This is a genomic window from Pseudomonas lyxosi, from assembly GCF_047758685.1.
In the GTDB taxonomy this organism is placed as follows: domain Bacteria; phylum Pseudomonadota; class Gammaproteobacteria; order Pseudomonadales; family Pseudomonadaceae; genus Aquipseudomonas; species Aquipseudomonas lyxosi.
Map to the genome: position 1 here is coordinate 2,369,536 of NZ_CP180481.1, position 18,279 is coordinate 2,387,814.

An 18,279-nucleotide genomic window follows, 5' to 3' on the forward strand; every position below is an offset into this window, starting at 1 on the left:
CCCCGTTCACCTGGATGAACGGGGCCTTGGTCTTCACGCTTCTATCAGAAGTGGAAGTTGGCGCTCAGCAGGGCGGTACGACCCGCCGCCACGTGGGCGTAGTGGTTCTGCAGTATCTGGTCGAAGTAACGCTTGTCGGTCAGGTTCTGCACGTTGAGTTGCAGGTCGACGTTCTTGGTCAGGGCGTAGCTGGCCATCGCGTCGTAACGCCAGTAGGACGGGATCTCCACCGAGTTGGCGACGTTGCCGAACTGCGAGTCGACGAACGTGGCGCCGGCGCCGACGGTCAACTTGTCCGGTACCAGGTCGTAGGTCGACCAGAACGTGAAGTTGTTCCGTGGGGTGCTTGGCATGTGGTTGCCTTCATCGGCGGCGAGGGTGGTTTTGACCACTTCGCTTTCCATGTAGGTGTAACCGCCGAAGACCCTCCAGTTACGGGTCAGCTTGCCGGCGTAGCTCAGTTCCAGGCCATTGACCTGCTGTTCGCCATCCAGCACTTGAGTGGTGCCGCCGTCCGGATCGTTGATCCGCGCGTTGGTTTTCTCGGTGCGGAACAGTGCGGCGGTCAGCAACAGGTCGTCACCGAAGAAGTCCCACTTGGTACCGATCTCGTAGTTGCGGTTCTTTTCCGGGTCCAGGTCGGTGTTGTTCGCCGCCAGGTCCAGGCCGCCGTTGCCGCTGGTTTCACCAGACGGGTTGCTGGAGGTGGAGTAAGCCGCGTAGATGCTGCCGTTAGGCAACACGTTGTAGACCACGCCGATCTGGTAGTTGACCAGGTCGCTGGTGTTCTCACGGGAGAAGTCGTTCGCGGGCGCTGTGCTGCTAGCGTTGGCATGACCGCTGGATTTGACCTGGTAGTTGTCGTAACGCAGGCCCAGGTTCAGGGACCATTGGTCGTTGAACTTCAGCGTGTCGAACACGTAGGCCGCAGCGGTTTTGGTGTCGGTATCGGTGAACGCGGCGCTGTCGGTGATCGTGCCGTTCCAGTTATCCCCAGGCGTCGGGTTTTGCAGACTGGTGCAGTCGCCGGAGTTGAACAGAGCACGGTTGCAGCGAGTGCCGCTGGCGGTCGAGGTCAGGATGTACGGGCGGTTGTGGGTGTCTTGATAGGAAAACTCAAGGCCGGTGACCAGGCTGTGCTCGATGGCGCCGGTGTTGAACCTGGCGCTCAGGTCGGTCTGGTTGATCCAGCCGCTGGACGTCGAGTTACGGCTTTTTGCGCCGCGATAAACGCTGCCAAGAGCCACGTTGCCCTTGCTGTCGTCCGGGTTGGTGACGATGTAATCGAGCGTGGAACGCGACATGCGGAAGCTGTTCGAGACGGTCAGGTCATCATTCAGATCGTGTTCGATCTTGATGGTGCCGCTGTCATTGCTGGTCTGGCGATAGTCGCGTCCGGTGAGGCCGTAGAAGTTGTCGCGATCGACATGCACAGGTTTATCGACGTTGTACTTGCTGCGGTTGGGGCTCAAGGTCAACGGGAGGCCGTAGTCGGGCATGTCGTCGGTTTCGACGTGGTAGTAGCCGACGGTCAGGCGAGTGTCGGTACCCAGGCCAAACGCGAAGGAAGGTGCCACGCCCCAACGGCTGACGTCCACGGCATCACGGCCGGCGACGTTGGCTTCGTGCTTCATCAGGTTCAGACGGAAGGCCGAGGTGTCGGTCATCTGCTGGTTCAGGTCGAGGGTGGTGCGCTTGGTCTGGTCCGAGCCCCAGGTGAAACCGCCGTTGTAGGCGTTGCCCAGCTTGGCGGTCTTGCTCACCAGGTTCAGGCTGCCACCGGTGGAGCCGGCGCCGGTGAAGGCTGAGCCCGGGCCCTTGCTGACTTCGATCGATTCTACGTTGAAGATCTCGCGGCTCTGGGAGGCCGGGTCGCGCATGCCGTCGATGAACACGTCGCTTTCTGCGTTGAAGCCGCGAATGATCGGGCGATCGCCAGCCGGGTTGCCGCCTTCACCGGCACCGAACGTGATACCCGGTGTGGTACGCAACGCGTCGACCAGACTGGTGGCGCCCGTGTCGCGAATCACTTGTTGCGGAATCACGGTGACGCTTTTCGGCGTCTCACGCAGCGGCGCGGTGTACTTCTTGTTAGCCGAGGTATCAGTCTTGTAGGAGGTCTCGTCCTGGGCTTCGCCATTGATAGCCGTAGCGCCCAGGGAAATCACGTTGCTCGGTGCTTTTTCGTCGGCCTGTTCAGCCGCGAAAGCCATGTGGCCCGCAGAGCTGGCAGTGATCGCCACGCCAATTGCAGACGCGAGCAAACGCGGTGAACTGACTGGTAATTGTAGTTGTTGGCGTGACATGAGAATTCCCCTCCCCAAGGATTTGAGGCCGCGGAATATAGGGTAAACAAGTATTTGTATCAATTGCGAAACGTTACTATTCGCGATGAATTTACATTCTTTACAATTTACCCTTACGGTTTTTGCTGTCTCGTACGTCGCGAGGGTTTTACAGAGTCAATAAGAATCAATACCATTGCCGCCTCTTTGTCTTCAGGTGTCCTCCCATGCTGCTGCACATTCCCGGCGTGTTCGCGAAAGAAGAAGTGCAGCGCATCTGCGAGGCTCTGGAGCAGGCAGATTGGGCGGACGGCAAGATCACCGCCGGCTACCAGTCGGCCAAAGCCAAGCACAATCTGCAGCTGCCGGAAGGTCATCCGCTGGCCAAGGAAGTCGGCGCGGCGATGCTGGAACGGCTGTGGAAAAATCCGCTGTTCATGTCAGCCGCGTTACCGCACAAAGTCTTCCCTCCGTTGCTGAACTGTTACACGGCCGGCGGCAGTTTCGACTTTCACATCGACAACGCCGTGCGCCAGCCCAAGGGCAGCATCGAGCGGGTGCGCACCGATTTGTCGGCCACTCTGTTTTTCAGCGAACCGGACGACTACGACGGCGGCGAGCTGGAAATCCAGGACACCTTCGGCACCCAACGCGTGAAGTTGCCGGCCGGCGACATGGTTCTGTACCCTGGCACCAGCTTGCATAAGGTCAACGCCGTGACGCGCGGCACTCGCTACGCCTCGTTCTTCTGGACCCAAAGCCTCGTGCGGGAAGACAGCCAACGCGCCTTGCTGTTCGAGATGGACGGGGCGATCCAGCATCTGACTCAAGACATGCCCGATCACCCTTCGCTGATTCGCCTCACCGGCACTTATCACAACCTGTTGCGTCGCTGGGTCGAGGTATGAGTTATCAACTGCGCCGCGAGGAAATCCTCGACGGTGATCGTCTCAAATCCATGCTCGACGAAAGCCCTGCACGTGCCGCTCAGGCAATTCTGATCGCCGCCCGCGAAGGTGTACTCGATGCTCAGGCCTTGCTCGGGCAGATTCTGCTGGATGGGCAGGGTATCGAGCAGGATCAGCCGCTGGCCGTACGTTGGTTCGAGATCGCCGCCCAGGGCGGGCATCTGATGGCGCGCAACATGCTCGGTCGTTGTCATGAACATGGCTGGGGTTGCGTTGCCGATGTTTCGGTCGCTGCGGGGCATTATCGCCAGGCCGCCGAAGCCGGGCTGGATTGGGCGTTGTACAACTACGCCAATCTGTTGGCCACCGGACGCGGGGTGACTGAGGATCAGCTGCAAGCGCTGAAGCTGTATCGCCAGGCGGCTGAGCTGGGCCATGCGAAGTCGATGAACCTGCTGGGGCGTTATCTGGAAGACGGGCGGGTTTGCCCGGCAGATCCGCAAGCTGCGCGTGACTGGTATCGACGCTCGGCACTCGGCGGGGATTTTCGCGGGCAGTTCAGTTATGCCGCCGTGCTGGCGGATGAAGGCAAGATCGACGAGGCGTTGGTCTGGTTACGCAAGGCCCTGGACGGTGGGAATCTGAATTTCTTGCGGGTGGCGAGTCAGGCGCTGTCGAGCGCATCGAACCCACACATTCGTGAATTGGCATCCCTTTATCATCAACGCTTCATTCAGCTGAACGATGAACGGGATGTCCTGGGGGTTGTTGAGTTGGTTTAAATCACTATGATTGAAAACTAATCACATCTCATCAAGTTGCTTCCTGGAGACGAAATCATGGCCGCGACCAAAGTACTGACTGCCCATGTACCCATGGAGCTTGCCGATAAAGTCGATCAGATGGCCGCGAAGATGGAGCGTTCACGGGGCTGGATCGTGAAGCAGGCGCTTGCCGACTGGGTCGATTTGGAAGAAGAGCGCAGCCGTCTGACTCGCGAGGCAATGGCTGACGTTGATGCCGGACGGGTGATTGATCATCAATCTGTCCAGGCGTGGGCAGAAAGTTTGAGTACTGAAAATCCGTTACCGGTACCGCGCTAATGGAGTTGAAGTGGACCAGTAAAGCGTTATCGGATCTGGCAAGGCTTTTTGAGTTTCTTGCAGTGGTCAATCGTCCTGCGGCAGCTCGTACTGTGCAATCCCTCACTGTGGCTCCCACGGCGTTACTCAGCAATCCGCGAATCGGAGAGCGAGTCGACGAGTTTGAACCGCGAGATGTGCGACGACTTTTGGTCGGTCATTACGAAATGCGGTATGAGATTCAAGGCTCCACGCTCTACATCCTTCGTCTGTGGCATGTACGAGAACACCGATAACAGCTGCCCCGACAGCCTGGAACGTCAGGCACAAAAAAGCCCATGACTTGTCATGGGCTTTTTGCGTTTCGCGTGTAGCGCTTACACGTAAAACGACTTCAGCGGCGGGAAGCCATTGAATTCAACGGCGCTGTAGCTGGTGGTGTATGCACCGGTCGACAACCAGTACAAACGATCACCAATCGCCAGGTTCAGCGGCAAACCGTACTTGTAGTTTTCGTACATGATGTCGGCGCTGTCGCAGGTTGGGCCGGCGATGACCACTTCTTCCATCTCGCCTTTCTTCTCGGTCCAGATCGGGAACTTGATGGCTTCGTCCATGGTTTCGATCAGGCCGGAGAACTTGCCCACATCCGTGTACACCCATCGTTCAACGGCAGTACGGGATTTACGGGCGACCAGCACCACTTCACTGACCAGGATGCCGGCGTTGGCGATTAGCGAACGGCCCGGTTCCAGGATGATTTCCGGCAGTTCGTCACCGAAGTCTTCCTTGAGGAAACGGATGATTTCTTCAGCGTAGGTTTCCAGGCTGTTGGTGCGGGTGATGTAGTTGGCCGGGAAGCCACCGCCCATGTTGATCAGCTTCAGGTGAATGCCGTCTTCTTCTTTCAGGCGTTCGAAGATCACTTTGACCTTGGCGATCGCCGCGTCCCAGACGCTGATGTCGCGCTGTTGCGAGCCGACGTGGAACGAGATGCCGTACGGCACCAGGCCCAAATCACGGGCGAGGATCAGCAGGTCCATGGCCATGTCGGTCTGGCAGCCGAATTTGCGCGACAGAGGCCAGTCAGCGGTGGTCGAGCCTTCGGTGAGGATGCGCACGTAGACTTTCGAACCCGGTGCAGCCTTGGCGATGTTGCGCAGGTCGGCTTCGGAGTCGGTGGCATACAGACGCACGCCCTTCTCGTAGAAGTAGCGAATGTCTTTGGATTTCTTGATGGTGTTGCCGTAGCTGATGCGATCCGGGCCGACGCCCTGGTTCATCACTTTGTCGAGCTCGTAGATCGAAGCGATGTCGAAGTTCGAACCTTTCTCTTTGAGCAGGTCGATGATTTCGACGGCCGGGTTGGCCTTGACCGCGTAGTAGACCTTGGCGAAATCGAAACCGGCGCGCAGGTCGTCATAGGCCTGGCTGATCATCGCGGTGTCGATCACCACGAACGGGGTTTCTTGTTTGTCGGCGAAAGCCTTCATTTTGTTGAAGGTATCGCGCGCGAAATAGTCTTCGACGTTGATCGACATGCTGGGAACTCCTACTGGCAAACTAGATTAATCAATGGGTGCAAATGAACGTCCTCCGTATCCCCACTTTGGTTCGCCTACTTCCCAAGGCATGTCGCCGAAAGCAAAAAGGCCATGGGAAGCGGTGCTTTCCCTTGGCCTTGCTGTCTCGTCGTCAGTACTTGAGCCGGATGGATCGTTTCCAGCATGGACGTTCGGCGCGAACTTTAGGGCGTGAGGGGCTTGAGATCAACAAAAAATGTCGCGTTTTTACACGCATCCGTCGTGCGGTCCCGGACAACTACTGATGTAACCGACCTGCATGACAGTGTGATGTTCCCCTTGCAGGGAGATTTGCGGTGGTTCAGCGGGATTTGTGGCGCACCCAATCGCGGGCAAGCCCGCTCCCACAGTGGCTTCCGTCGTACACAAATCTTGTGCACACCAAAAAACCTGTGGGAGCGGGCTTGCCCGCGATGGCGTCAGATCAGGCGACAGCCATCTCGGCCGGCGAAACAATACTGGTCTTGCCCCCACGGGACTTGCCGGAGCTCAAATACTCGGCAATCGATTCCTGAGTCACCTCCCCCAGGAACACCCGCTCCGCATCCATCACCGGCAGCCACGAGCGATTGAACTCGTACATGCGCGACAGCAGGATGCGCAAATGCTCGTCGTACGCCGCGGTGGCGTTGAACTCGCGCAGGTATTGCGCGCAGGTGCCGGTCTGACGGTGCAGGTCGCGACGTCGTACATAACCGAGCGCCTTGTTCTCACCATCCGTGACCACCACATAACGACGGTCCAGCTCGTCCATCAGTTCCAGCGCTTCAGCCACTGGCGTTTCCGGGCTCACCGACGGCGCGTTGTCCGCCGCGTCTTCGGCTTTCACCAGCAACAGACGCTTGAGGGTGCTGTCCTGGCCGACGAAGTTGCTGACAAAGTCGTCCGCCGGGTGCGCCAGCAGCGTATCCGGGTGGTCGATCTGCAACAGCTTGCCCGCTCGGAAAATCGCGATCTTGTCGCCCAGCTTGATGGCTTCGTCGATGTCGTGGCTGACCATGATCACGGTCTTGTTCAACGCCCGTTGCATCTCGAAGAACTCGTTCTGGATCATCTCGCGGTTGATCGGGTCGACCGCGCCAAACGGTTCGTCCATCAGCAACAACGGCGCATCCGCTGCCAAGGCACGAATCACGCCGATCCGTTGCTGCTGGCCACCGGACAATTCACGCGGGTAGCGAGTCAGGTATTGCTTGGGCTCAAGCTTGATCATGCTCATCAACTCGCGGGCGCGGTCGTGGCATTTCTGTTTGTCCCAGCCCAGCAGACGCGGAACGATGGTGATGTTTTCCTCGATGGTCATGTTCGGGAACAGACCGATCTGCTGGATCACATAACCGATGTTGCGGCGCAGGGTCACGGCGTCGAGGTCGGTGGTGTCTTCGCCGTTGATCAGAATCTTGCCGGAGGTCGGCTTGATCAGGCGGTTGATCATTTTCAGCGTGGTGCTTTTGCCGCAGCCCGATGGCCCGAGGAACACACAGATCTCGCCTTCATTGACGGTCAGGCTTACCGAGTCCACGGCTTTCACATCTTTGCCGTTGCTTTGGAAGGTCTTGCTGAGGTTTTGAAGTTCGATCATTTCAGGAGTCCTTTTGGAGTCAGCGTGCGTTGCAGCCATTGCAGAAGCAGGTCGGCGAAGATGGCCAGAAGACTGACCAGCACGGCGCCGACGATCAGCATCGACATGTCGCTGCGGCTGATTGAAGCGAGAATAAGTACACCGAGGCCACCGGCGCCGATGGTGGCGGCGATGGTCATGACACCAATGTTCATGACCACGGCGGTGCGCACCCCGGCGAGGATCACCGGCACAGCAATCGGCAGCTCGACCATGCGCAGACGCTGGCCGAAGGTCATGCCGATGCCGCGGGCGGCTTCGCGAATGCCGGGGTCGACGCCGGTCAGGGCGAGGTAGGTGTTACGCATGATGGGCAGCAGCGAGTACAAAAACACCGCGGTGATCGCCGGCATCGGGCCCAGGCCCTGGCCGAATTTGGAGTAGAACGGCAGCAGCAGGCCGAACAGGGCAATCGACGGCACGGTCAGCAGCACCGTGGCGCTGGCTTGCAACGGGCCGGCGAGGGTCGGGAAGCGTGTCATCAGGATGCCCAGCGGCACGCCGACCAGAATCGCCAGGGTCACGGCGATACCGACGAGGGTGATGTGCTGCCCGGTCAGTTGCAGGACCAACGGCCAGTCGAGATGGGAAAAGGCGTTCAGAAATTCCATGTCTTTTCCTCCTTATTTGATGGGGTGCTGGCGCAGGAAGTCGGCGGCAACGGATGAAGGGCTTTCGTGGTCGACATCGACCCGCGCATTGAGCTGGCGCATGGTGACGTCGTCGAACAGTTCGGCCAGCGGTTTGAGTTCTTCCGCGAGTTTCGGATGGGCGTCGAGGTAAACCTGACGCACCACCGGCGCAGCCGTGTAGTCCGGGAAGTAGTGCTTGTCGTCTTCCAGCAGTTTCAGCTTGAAGGCGTTCAAGCGACCGTCGGTGGTGTAGACCAGACCGGCGAACACTTGACCATTGCGCAGGGCGGTGTAGACCAGCCCGGCATCCATCTGGCGGATGTTTTTGCGGGTCAGGTTCATGCCGTAGAGGTCGACCATGCCGTCCAGACCGTCGGAACGGTTGGCGAACTCGGTGTCCAGAGCGACCAGGTGATTGGTCTTCGCCTCAGCCTGCATCACCGTGTTCAGCTCGCTGATGGTGTTGATCTGCGGGTAAGCCTTTGCGGTGTTTTCTGGCAGGGCCAGGGCGTAGGTGTTGCTGAATTTCGACGGGGTGAGCCAGATCAGGCCTTTTTTCGCGTCGAGTTCTTTCACCTTGGCGTAGGACTGAGCGCTGTCGAGCTTGTCAGTGATGTGGTTGTAAGCCACCAGCGACACGCCGGTGTATTCCCACATCAAATCCAGCTGACCACTTTCGTGGGCGCTGCGGGCCAGGTTGCTGCCCAGACCGCCGGTCACTTGGGTGTCGTAACCCTTGGTGCGCAGGTACTGGGAAGTGATTTCCGCCAGCAGGGTTTGTTCGGTGAACACCCGGGCGCCGATGCGGATTACTGGTTTTTCAGCGGCTTGGGCGATTCCTGCGAACAGCAGGGCGCAGCCTAAAAATAAGCATACTTTTTTCATGAATATTCCTTTGCCGAGGCTTAAGACGGGCGCAAGCCGCGTTCGAGCCAGAGGCGGCTGGCGAGTGTCACCAGACCGTCGAGCAGCAAGGCCAGCAGGGCGGTGCAGGCCGCGCCGAGCAGCAGTTGCGACTGATTGTTCAGGGCGATGCCAGGGAAAATCAGGCTGCCCAGACTGTTGGCGCCGATCAGGAAAGCCAGCGGTGCGGTGCCGACGTTGATCGCCAGCGCCACGCGCACGCCACCGATGATGATCGGCACGGCGTTTGGCAGTTCGACCCGCCACAGCACCTGAGTCGGTGTCATGCCGATGCCGACGGCCGCTTCCTTGAGCGAACCCTGGACGTTTTTCAGGCCTTCATAGGTGTTGCGCACGATCGGCAACAGCGAGGCGAGGAACAGGGCGAAAATCGCGGGGCCGCTGCCGATGCCGAGGATACCCAGGGCGATGGCCAGTACGGCAAGAGGCGGCACAGTGTTGCCGATGTTGAAGATCTGCATGAAGCGTTCAGCGCGGCCCACCATGGTCGGGCGGCTGAGAAAGATGCCGGCGGGTATGCCCACAACAAGGGCGGCCAGCATGGAAGCGAGGACGAGAATCAAATGGGCTTGCAGGTAAAACAACAAATCGTCGCGGTAATGTTCGATCGTGTTGATGCCAATCCAGTGGACCAGCAGGGCCAGGAGGGCGACGACAACCGTACCTCCTATCAGCCCTTTGCCATAGCGAATAGCCACAGGCAGACTCCTTTTTCTTTGTCGGCGAACGCAGTCCCGTGGGGCATGCCATTCCTGGCTGCCGGGATTATCAACGTTCGCGAGAAGCAGCTCTTCATGCTGATGAAACCGCATGAGATCGAGCCATAAGCGCAGCCTCGTCAGGCTAACTTGCAGGTTTTTCAAACCCTGCTACGAGAGCTGTAACAGGGGAGTGGACGCCTCCACCTTTTAAAAGGTTCCATATTTAGCAGCAATTAGCTACCACGCATCTCGTTTTGCCCGTGTAGCAGCTGCCGAGCCTGCGAGGCTGCGTTCGGCGGCGCAGCCGTCGTAGAGTCGACACTCGCGGTCGGCCTGATGCACCGCAGAGTCTGGTTTTACGACGACTTCGTCGCCGAACGCAGCCTCGCAGGCTCGGCAGCTGCTACAGGGCGAACGGTGGTCTGTAGATGTCGGTTTGCGCTATACTCGCCGCCCTTTTTTGAATCACCTGCCAGGCGATTTCCCATGACCAAACAGGCCGCCGAAGTCGCGAAACGCCGCACTTTCGCCATTATTTCCCACCCCGATGCCGGTAAAACCACCATCACCGAGAAGCTCTTGCTGATGGGCAAGGCGATTGCGATTGCTGGCACGGTGAAATCTCGCAAGTCTGACCGCCATGCCACCTCCGACTGGATGGAAATGGAAAAACAACGGGGTATTTCCATTACCACGTCGGTCATGCAGTTCCCGTATCGCGACCACATGATCAACCTGCTCGACACCCCGGGCCACGAAGACTTCTCCGAAGATACTTACCGCACCCTGACGGCAGTTGACTCGGCATTGATGGTTCTCGATGGCGGTAAGGGCGTAGAGCCACGCACCATCGCGCTGATGGACGTCTGCCGTCTGCGTGACACGCCGATCGTCAGCTTCATCAACAAACTCGACCGTGACATCCGCGACCCGATCGAACTGCTCGACGAAATCGAAGCGGTCCTGAAGATCAAGGCGGCACCGATCACCTGGCCGATCGGTTGCTACCGCGATTTCAAGGGCGTTTATCACCTCGCCGACGACTACATCATCGTGTACACCGCTGGCCATGGCCACGAGCGGACCGATGTGAAAATCATCGAGAAACTCGACTCCGATGAAGCGCGCGCGCACTTGGGCGACGAGTACGATCGCTTCGTCGATCAGCTGGAACTGGTGCAGGGCGCCTGTCACGAATTCAATCAACAGGAATTCCTCGACGGCCAACTGACCCCGGTGTTCTTCGGGACTGCACTGGGCAACTTCGGTGTCGATCACGTGCTCGATGCCGTGGTCAACTGGGCGCCGAAACCGCTGGCCCGTGTCGCCAACGAGCGCACCGTGGAACCGGTTGAAGAGAAATTCGCCGGCTTCGTGTTCAAGATCCAGGCGAACATGGACCCGAAACACCGCGACCGTATCGCCTTCATGCGTATCTGCTCCGGCAAGTACGAAAAAGGCATGAAGATGCGCCACGTGCGCACCGGCAAGGACGTGCGGATCGGCGATGCGCTGACCTTCTTCTCCTCCGAGCGTGAGCAACTGGAAGAAGCGTTCGCCGGCGACATCATTGGTTTGCACAACCACGGCACCATCCAGATCGGCGACACGTTCACCGAAGGCGAAGTCCTGGGCTTCACCGGTATCCCGCACTTCGCCCCGGAACTGTTCCGTCGCGTGCGCCTGCGTGATCCGCTGAAATCCAAGCAACTGCGTCAGGGCTTGCAGCAACTGGCGGAAGAGGGTGCCACCCAGGTCTTCTTCCCCGAGCGCAGCAACGACATCATCCTTGGCGCCGTCGGTGTGCTGCAGTTCGATGTGGTCGCCAGCCGCTTGAAAGAGGAATACAAGGTTGAGTGCTCTTACGAGCCGATTACCGTTTATTCCGCGCGCTGGATTGATTGCAGCGATAAGAAGAAGCTCGAAGAGTTCAGCATCAAGGCTGTGGAAAACCTCGCGATCGACGGCGGTGGTCACCTGACCTACCTGGCCCCGACGCGGGTGAACCTGGCGTTGATGGAAGAGCGCTGGCCGGATGTGAAATTCCGTGCGACGCGTGAGCACCATTAAGCGTTGAGCTGAAAAACCAAAAGCCCCGGTCGCGAAAGCACCGGGGCTTTTTCATACCCGCCACCATTTCCTGTGGGAACGAGCCTGCTCGCGATGGTCGTCAGTAAGCCACGGGTTGTCAGGCAGACCGCATTATCGTTGACGTTTTTCGCGAGTGCTGGCCGGACGTGAAATTCCGCAAGGCGCGCGAATATCATCAAGCGATGAGTCAGTACGCGTGCGTCAGGAATTTCTGTAGGTGCTTTTACGAAGTTTTGTAGCTTGGCTCTGCTTTTAACTTCTCCGGTCTTTTACCCGAGACATGGAAGTCGTTGACGTCTAGCTTTCTGTGGACGTTTCGCAAGTAGCGACTTTCCACGAGCAGGAGCACAAGACAAATGGATGTAATGAAAACCGATGCGGCTGCACTGACAACCCAACGACCTCTGACTCCGATTTCTGTCATCGAACGTTACTACGATCTGATCGTCAGCAGTGCTCCCGGTTTCGAAGTCAGCACCAGTGACGACGCTTTTGAGCCCTCCATGAAGCTGCCCGCAATGGAGCCGCGTATGCAGGCCTTCCTTTCTGTCACCACTGCGCAGTTTTTTGAGATGGGCCGTTACCGAGGTATGCCGTTGCGTTTGTTCGACCTGAGGCAAAACGCAAATACTCAAACCACAAAAACCTTTGCCTCGACGCTGATCGTTGCACGCGCCATTCGCCATATTCAGGATACCGGCGACAGCATTGTGTTGTTTTCCCCCTCATCCGGAAACAAAGCCATTGCTCTACGTGATGCGGTTCTACGTGCACTGAAAAACAAGCTGGTCCACCCAGAGCAGTTACGCATTGTCACGCTGACGCCTGCCCAGACGACTGGAAAGTTGCGTAGAACCGAACTTTACGACGACCCTCGGTTGCGTGCTCTGAATCCTGTGTTCGTGCTTGATACCGAGTCGCCGGAAGCAGTGAAGGTTGTTGGACAACAGTTCAAGGATCTCTTCAATCGTCGTCCATTGGGCGATTCGAAGTTGTGGCATTCCCTGCGGCTCGAGAACTACCGGTTTTCTGATCAGGCCCGGGCTTTTTTTGATTTTGAGTATGGTGACGCCTGGGACACTGACCGCAAGACCGTGCATGTGCATGCGGTGTCGAGTGCCTATGGTCTTCTGGGATATTGCTCAGGTGTGGACGTGATGAGGCGTCACGGGACACAGGTTTCCACTCCTTCATTTTTGTTGGTTCAACATCTCGCAACCAGCGACATGGTTCTGCACTTGCTCGACGGAAATTTCGAGGGCGCTTCTGCTCCACGCTATACGCAGGGTGCCGATGGTTTATGGGTGCAGTCGGAGTCTGCGCACTTTCCTGCCGCAACATGGAGTCCAGACGAAGTGCTCGAACCCACTTTTTATACACACCTGCCGCCTACCGCGGTGGAAATGACTGCGCAGGTCAGGGCCAATGGCGGCTCGGGAATAGTCGTTTCGCTACATGAATGCATGCAGCGCTACAGTGAATGCGCTCAATTTCTCGCGAATACGCCCGTCCGCTTGCCAGCCGATCCTCGTGATCTGAAAGAGTGGTCATTGGTGATGGCCATGACGGGTTGCCTGAATGCAATTGATCGACAATTACTTGAGGGCATGGACGGTTGCACCATCCACGCGTCGGGCACCTATTGCACAGGGGATTTTGAAGGCATTCCCATAGATGGGTTGTCTTTTATTGATAGTGCTGAAGAGATGATGGAGATCCTTCGCAGTCCTTGTAATCCATGAGCTTTGATCCTCACATGATCAGCAAAGCGCTCTGCCATTTTCGCATTTACCGGGGAGACTCCAGAGCTGGAAAAACGACATGCCTTGTTTATGTAGGAGTGGCGGAAGGTTTGGTTTATATCGCACCGTTTGTGGCGCAATGTTTTTTTGAAAAGTCGTACATAGAGCAGGAAGGAACTCTGGAGTGGCACCAGCTTGAGGATTTCATAAAACAGGATCAAACCGACATGTGTTTGTTGATGGCCCCCATGGAGGTCATTCAGCAATGCCAGCAGCATGGCGACATTGTCGGCGTGAGCAGGATTCACCAGCAGGTTGATGTTTCAGCTGGATGGCAGCAGGTACTGAGCCAATTCTCCCATCGAGAAAACAAGCGTCGCACTCAATTGGCCGGACAAGGTTTTGATTTCGATGTGTCGTTTGAAGATGAAGACTTCTTTGCTTTCTATCGGTCGATGCACGTCCCGACAATGAGCGCCCGTTACGGGTGTTTTGCGCGAAGCGTTCCGGAGCAAGCTGCTTATCTCGACTTGTTTAAACAAGGCGTGTTGTTTCGAGTTCATTTAAAGGGTGAATGGGTGGCGGGAAGTATTTCCCAGATTAATGAATCGACACGCACCTTGAATGCGCGGTTGATCGGAGTAAAGGAGGGTGCCGCCGTCTACCGGGCAAATGGAGCGCAGAATTACGTCTATCACGCGATCCTTGAGTGGGCATCCGGCCATTCAGCCATTGATTGTGTCGACTTCCAGGGCTGCGAGCCATTTTTGAGCAAAGGAACATTCCAGTACAAGAAACGCTTTGGGACGACGGCAGTTGTTCCTGAAAACGCATTCGGCCAATGGCGGTTGTTGATTCGGGCAAGAACACTTTGTGTGTCCACCAGGCACTTTCTGATCAATAACCCTTTACTGGGTCTGGATGCCGAGGGGCGGTTACAAGCGCAATATTTTTTTGATGCAGAGCATGAAGTTCGCTCGGATATTCCTTTCGCGTCAAAGGGCATCCAAAGCGAAGTAAGGCGCAACCTGGATCAATGGGATGGCTGATCGGTACATTTACCTGATTCGACTCAGTGGCTATTTCTGCCCAATGGCCTGGGTGCTTGCTGCGTTGATTTTTATCAGTCGGTTGAGCGCCATGGTGAAGCTGTTCATGGCGTTGTACCTGCGTCAGGCGTTGGCGTTGCCGATTGAAACTGTTGGCTGGTTGTTGTCCGGGTACGGAGTCGGCTTGCTGATAGGGTCGATGGGGGGAGGACTGCTGAGTGAGCATTTTCCGACGGCACGGCTCACTGCCGCGTTGTTTTTTGTCTCGGCGTGGATTTTGGTCTTGTTGGGACTGGTTACAGATGTGCTTTTGTTGGCAGGTCTGCTTCTGTTCAGCGGGGTACTTGATGGTGCGATTCGCACCCTCCATCAGCGTTTGATCATGGAGTATTGCGAGGTTGCACAGCGGACTCGCTCGCAGTCATTGAACCGTGTTGCCAGCAATTTGGGCATGGCAGTTGCCGGCGTGGTGGGTGGCGTCCTGGCGCAGACGGATTTTCGTTGGGTATTTTTTCTCAGTGCCGCCATGTCTCTGCTGGCCTTGGTCTGGTTTGTCCGGGCGACACATCAGCGAGATATTCTGAGGCAGGATGAGGCCTCTGATGGTGCTTCAGGTTCTTGCGTACCCTATCGCGACAAGCCTTTCCTCTGGCTGTTGGGGGCCTCAGTTTTGCTCGGCCTTGCCTTTGAACCGGTCTACAGCATGCTGGGCAACTATTTACTTGATTACTACCGGTTGGGTGCTGAAGTCATTGGTTGGCAATTTGCGCTCAACGCGGTGCTGGTAGTGGTACTGCAAATCCCGATATCTCATTGGAGTGAGCAGTGGAGCGCACGCTGGCGGCTGCTGGCAGGCAGCGTTTTGCTGGCCTGCGGGCTCGGAATGTTGCCCTTGGGCGCCGGTGTGCTTTATCTCTGCCTCTCGACCGCTATCTGGACGCTTGGCGAAATTCTCTTCATGCCTACTTTGAACGTGATGGTTATGAAGCGTGCACAAGCGGGTAAAAGCGGGCACTACTTTGGTCTTTTCTCAACGTGTTGGAGCGCGAGTGTGTTGCTTTCACCGACGCTCGGAAGCCACCTTTATGGCCATTTTGGTGGGCATAGTGTCTGGCTTGGGTGTGCGGCTTTGGCGATCTTGTCCATGCCCCTGGTTTGGCAGGCAACTCGCAGATAGCTCGCGTAATTTAGCTGATCTGGTTATAGGTATTATTCAAATCCGTTCTCCCCACCCACGGCATTTCCCGCGCATCGTTAGGGTCCTATCTGGAGAACTCGCCCCATCGGAACCGGATGTCTATCAGTGCCGTCGGGCTTCCACGTTTTACCTGAAAAAAGGATGGAATCGGCCATGAGTATTTTTCAACGCATAGTGTTGTTGCTGAAGGTTTTGGTACTGCTGTCGGTTGGCATGTCAGCGGCGTGGGCGGAATGCCCGGACCATGGTGAGCAGGCTTCGAGTGGGCAGGTGACGCACACTGGGCTGATGATCGCCAAATCCGAATCAGAACCCGGTGACCAGGGGCAGGGCGGTAGCGCGGACGATGACGACTCAACCACCGACGAACCGGACAGCGACGAGGATGAAGGGGCTTAAATCACAGACAAAAGAAAACCCCTCCTGCCGGACTGATGCGCAGCCCAGGCAAGAAGGGGTTTGGTTAACTCTGAAAAAGCGCGCCTCAGTGTCACAGGCGCGTTTTTTTATGCCGCGCCGTCGAGGAATTGTTCGGCGTAGTGGCAAGCCACTTGGCGGCTGTCGAGCAGGCGCAGGGCCGGCTCTTCAGTGCTGCAGCGCTCGGTGGCATACGGGCAGCGCTTGTGGAATGCGCAGCCGGACGGCGGGTTCAGCGGGTTGGGCAATTCGCCGACGATCTTGATTTTCGGCTTGTTCGGGTCCGGGTGAATGGTCGGGGTGGCCGACAGCAACGCCTGGGTGTAGGGGTGCAGAGGACGCTCGTAGATGTCGTTCTTCGGGCCCATTTCCACAGGACGACCGAGGTACATCACCATCACGTCATCGGCGACGTGTTGCACCACCGCCAGGTTATGGGAGATGAACACGTAGGCAGTGTTGAACTCTTGCTGCAAGTCCATGAACAGGTTCAGCACCTGCGCCTGAATGGACACGTCCAGCGCCGAGGTCGGTTCATCCGCTACCAGCACTTTAGGCTGCAACATCATCGCGCGCGCGAGGGCGATCCGCTGGCGCTGACCGCCGGAGAACATGTGCGGATAACGCTGGTAGTGCTCAGGACGCAAGCCCACCTGCTTCATCATCGCCTGCACTTTCTCGCGACGTTCGGAAGCCGACAGGTTGGTGTTGATCAGCAGCGGCTCGCCGAGCTGGTCACCGACTTTTTGCCGAGGGTTCAACGACGCGTAAGGGCTCTGGAACACCATCTGCACGTCTTTGCGCAGTTGCTTGCGTTCAGCCTTGTTCGCACCGGTGACTTCCTGTCCGGCGATTTTCAAAGAACCGGAGGATGGCTCTTCGATCAGGGTCAGGGCACGGGCCAGGGTGGATTTTCCGCAGCCCGATTCGCCGACGACCGCGAGGGTCTTGCCGGCTTCCAGTTCGAACGACACACCGTTCAGGGCGCGCACGGTCGCATGGCCCTTGAACAGGCCACGGGACACTTCGTAGTGACGGGTCAGGTCGCGGGCGGTAAGTACGACGGCCATTACGCCACCTCCTGATTCAGCGGGTAGAAGCAGCGGGCGAGGCTGTTGCTTTTCGGGTCAAGTGTTGGGCGTTGCTGACGGCAGGTATCCTGCACATACGGGCAACGCGGCGACAGCAGGCAACCCTGCGGACGGTCATAACGACCGGGAACGATGCCCGGCAGCGTCGCCAGGCGCGTGGCGCCCAGACTGTGCTCCGGAATCGCCTTGAGCAGCGCTTCGCTGTACGGGTGCGCCGGAATGTCGAACAGCTGAGGCACCTGACCCACTTCGACCGCTTGGCCGGCGTACATCACGCACACGCGCTGAGCGGTTTCGGCCACGACCGCGAGGTCGTGAGTGATCAGCACCAGGCCCATGTTCTGCTCTTTCTGCAGGGCCAACAGCAGGTCCATGATCTGCGCCTGAATCGTCACGTCCAGTGCAGTGGTCGGTTCGTCGGCGATCAGCAGTTTCGGTTCGCCGGCAATCGCCATCGCGATCGCAACACGCTGGCTCATACCACCGGACAGTTGATGCGGGTAAGCATCCATGCGGCTGGCGGCGCCCGGGATTTCAACTTTTTCCAACAGTTCGATGGCGCGGGCGCGGGCTTGCTTGCCGGACATTTTCAGGTGCAGGCGCAGCACTTCTTCGATCTGGAAACCGACGGTGTAGCTCGGGTTCAGCGCGGTCATCGGGTCCTGGAAAACCATGGCCAGGTCTTTGCCGACAATCTGCCGACGCTGACGGTTGCTCAGCTTGAGCATGTTCTTGCCATCGAAATTCAGGGCGTCGGCGGTGACGATCCCCGGATGTTCGATCAGGCCCATCAGCGCCATCATGGTCACGGACTTGCCGGAACCCGATTCGCCAACGATGGCCAGAACTTCGCCCTTGTCCACGGTAATGTCGAGACCGTCGACCACCGGAACGGCGTTTTTGTCGCCGAAGCGAACGTTGAGATTCTTGATTTCTAACAGTGACATTTGAATCT

Annotated in this window: 17 protein-coding genes; 9 read left to right on the forward strand and 8 right to left on the reverse strand. The window is 57.6% G+C overall.

What is annotated here, in order from left to right:
* Positions 1-44: 44 nt before the first annotated feature.
* Complete coding sequence (locus ACMXYI_RS10945; RefSeq protein ID WP_415773219.1) at positions 45-2,306, reverse strand: TonB-dependent receptor; 2,262 nt, start codon at positions 2,304-2,306, stop codon at positions 45-47.
* Positions 2,307-2,512: 206 nt separating this feature from the next.
* Between ACMXYI_RS10945 and ACMXYI_RS10950 the strand changes: the two genes are divergently transcribed.
* Genes ACMXYI_RS10950 through ACMXYI_RS10965 form a run of 4 tightly spaced genes read left to right on the forward strand, consistent with a single transcriptional unit; the run spans position 2,513 to position 4,571 of the window.
* Positions 2,513-3,193 (forward strand): Fe2+-dependent dioxygenase, encoded by a 681-nt coding sequence (locus tag ACMXYI_RS10950; RefSeq protein WP_415773220.1) that lies wholly within the window; start codon positions 2,513-2,515, stop codon positions 3,191-3,193.
* Entirely contained in the window at positions 3,190-3,975 is a 786-nt protein-coding gene (locus ACMXYI_RS10955; RefSeq protein ID WP_415773221.1) for a tetratricopeptide repeat protein, read from the forward strand. Before ACMXYI_RS10950 ends, ACMXYI_RS10955 begins: the two co-directional genes overlap by 4 nt.
* 57 nt (positions 3,976-4,032) lie before the next feature.
* Positions 4,033-4,296, forward strand: coding sequence for a CopG family ribbon-helix-helix protein (locus ACMXYI_RS10960; protein WP_415773222.1), 264 nt, complete (start codon positions 4,033-4,035; stop codon positions 4,294-4,296).
* Positions 4,296-4,571: a type II toxin-antitoxin system RelE/ParE family toxin gene (locus tag ACMXYI_RS10965; RefSeq protein ID WP_415773223.1), complete on the forward strand. Its 276-nt coding sequence runs from the start codon at positions 4,296-4,298 to the stop codon at positions 4,569-4,571. Before ACMXYI_RS10960 ends, ACMXYI_RS10965 begins: the two co-directional genes overlap by 1 nt.
* Positions 4,572-4,652: 81 nt before the next feature.
* On the opposite strand, the gene ACMXYI_RS10970 is transcribed toward ACMXYI_RS10965, so the two are convergent.
* The 5 genes from ACMXYI_RS10970 to ACMXYI_RS10990 all read right to left on the reverse strand — a co-directional run bounded on the left by ACMXYI_RS10970 (position 4,653) and on the right by ACMXYI_RS10990 (position 9,733).
* Positions 4,653-5,816 carry a type III PLP-dependent enzyme gene (locus ACMXYI_RS10970; protein ID WP_059403206.1) on the reverse strand — a complete coding sequence of 388 codons (1,164 nt, stop codon included), beginning with the start codon at positions 5,814-5,816 and terminating at the stop codon, positions 4,653-4,655.
* A 466-nt stretch (positions 5,817-6,282) separates the two neighbouring features.
* Positions 6,283-7,440 carry an osmoprotectant ABC transporter ATP-binding protein OsmV gene (locus ACMXYI_RS10975; RefSeq protein ID WP_415773224.1) on the reverse strand — a complete coding sequence of 386 codons (1,158 nt, stop codon included), beginning with the start codon at positions 7,438-7,440 and terminating at the stop codon, positions 6,283-6,285.
* Positions 7,437-8,090: an ABC transporter permease gene (locus ACMXYI_RS10980; protein ID WP_008148960.1), complete on the reverse strand. Its 654-nt coding sequence runs from the start codon at positions 8,088-8,090 to the stop codon at positions 7,437-7,439. The genes ACMXYI_RS10975 and ACMXYI_RS10980 overlap by 4 nt, the downstream gene beginning before the upstream one ends.
* Before the next feature lie 12 nt (positions 8,091-8,102).
* Complete coding sequence (locus tag ACMXYI_RS10985; protein WP_415773225.1) at positions 8,103-8,996, reverse strand: glycine betaine ABC transporter substrate-binding protein; 894 nt, start codon at positions 8,994-8,996, stop codon at positions 8,103-8,105.
* Positions 8,997-9,016: 20 nt separating this feature from the next.
* A complete protein-coding gene (locus ACMXYI_RS10990) occupies positions 9,017-9,733 on the reverse strand; it encodes an ABC transporter permease (RefSeq protein WP_415773226.1) in 717 nt (238 codons plus the stop codon).
* Between the two features lie 489 nt (positions 9,734-10,222).
* On the opposite strand from ACMXYI_RS10990, the gene ACMXYI_RS10995 reads away from it, so the two are divergent.
* The 5 genes from ACMXYI_RS10995 to ACMXYI_RS11015 all read left to right on the forward strand — a co-directional run bounded on the left by ACMXYI_RS10995 (position 10,223) and on the right by ACMXYI_RS11015 (position 16,215).
* Positions 10,223-11,806 (forward strand): peptide chain release factor 3, encoded by a 1,584-nt coding sequence (locus tag ACMXYI_RS10995; protein WP_033058078.1) that lies wholly within the window; start codon positions 10,223-10,225, stop codon positions 11,804-11,806.
* 377 nt (positions 11,807-12,183) lie between these two features.
* Complete coding sequence (locus tag ACMXYI_RS11000) at positions 12,184-13,569, forward strand: DUF6002 family protein (protein WP_415773227.1); 1,386 nt, start codon at positions 12,184-12,186, stop codon at positions 13,567-13,569.
* Between the two features lie 14 nt (positions 13,570-13,583).
* The gene (locus tag ACMXYI_RS11005) at positions 13,584-14,618 is read left to right on the forward strand and encodes a hypothetical protein (protein WP_415773228.1); all 1,035 of its coding nucleotides are present in this window, start codon (positions 13,584-13,586) and stop codon (positions 14,616-14,618) included.
* The gene (locus ACMXYI_RS11010; RefSeq protein WP_415773229.1) at positions 14,611-15,795 is read left to right on the forward strand and encodes an MFS transporter; all 1,185 of its coding nucleotides are present in this window, start codon (positions 14,611-14,613) and stop codon (positions 15,793-15,795) included. Before ACMXYI_RS11005 ends, ACMXYI_RS11010 begins: the two co-directional genes overlap by 8 nt.
* Positions 15,796-15,969: 174 nt before the next feature.
* Positions 15,970-16,215, forward strand: coding sequence for a hypothetical protein (locus tag ACMXYI_RS11015; RefSeq protein WP_415773230.1), 246 nt, complete (start codon positions 15,970-15,972; stop codon positions 16,213-16,215).
* 107 nt (positions 16,216-16,322) lie between these two features.
* On the opposite strand, the gene ACMXYI_RS11020 is transcribed toward ACMXYI_RS11015, so the two are convergent.
* Together ACMXYI_RS11020 and ACMXYI_RS11025 are read right to left on the reverse strand one after the other, a co-directional pair.
* On the reverse strand, positions 16,323-17,303 hold the full coding sequence (locus tag ACMXYI_RS11020; protein WP_282375031.1) for a peptide ABC transporter ATP-binding protein: 981 nt from the start codon (positions 17,301-17,303) through the stop codon (positions 16,323-16,325).
* Positions 17,303-18,271 (reverse strand): ABC transporter ATP-binding protein, encoded by a 969-nt coding sequence (locus tag ACMXYI_RS11025; RefSeq protein ID WP_129438545.1) that lies wholly within the window; start codon positions 18,269-18,271, stop codon positions 17,303-17,305. The genes ACMXYI_RS11020 and ACMXYI_RS11025 overlap by 1 nt, the downstream gene beginning before the upstream one ends.
* Positions 18,272-18,279 lie beyond the last annotated feature (8 nt).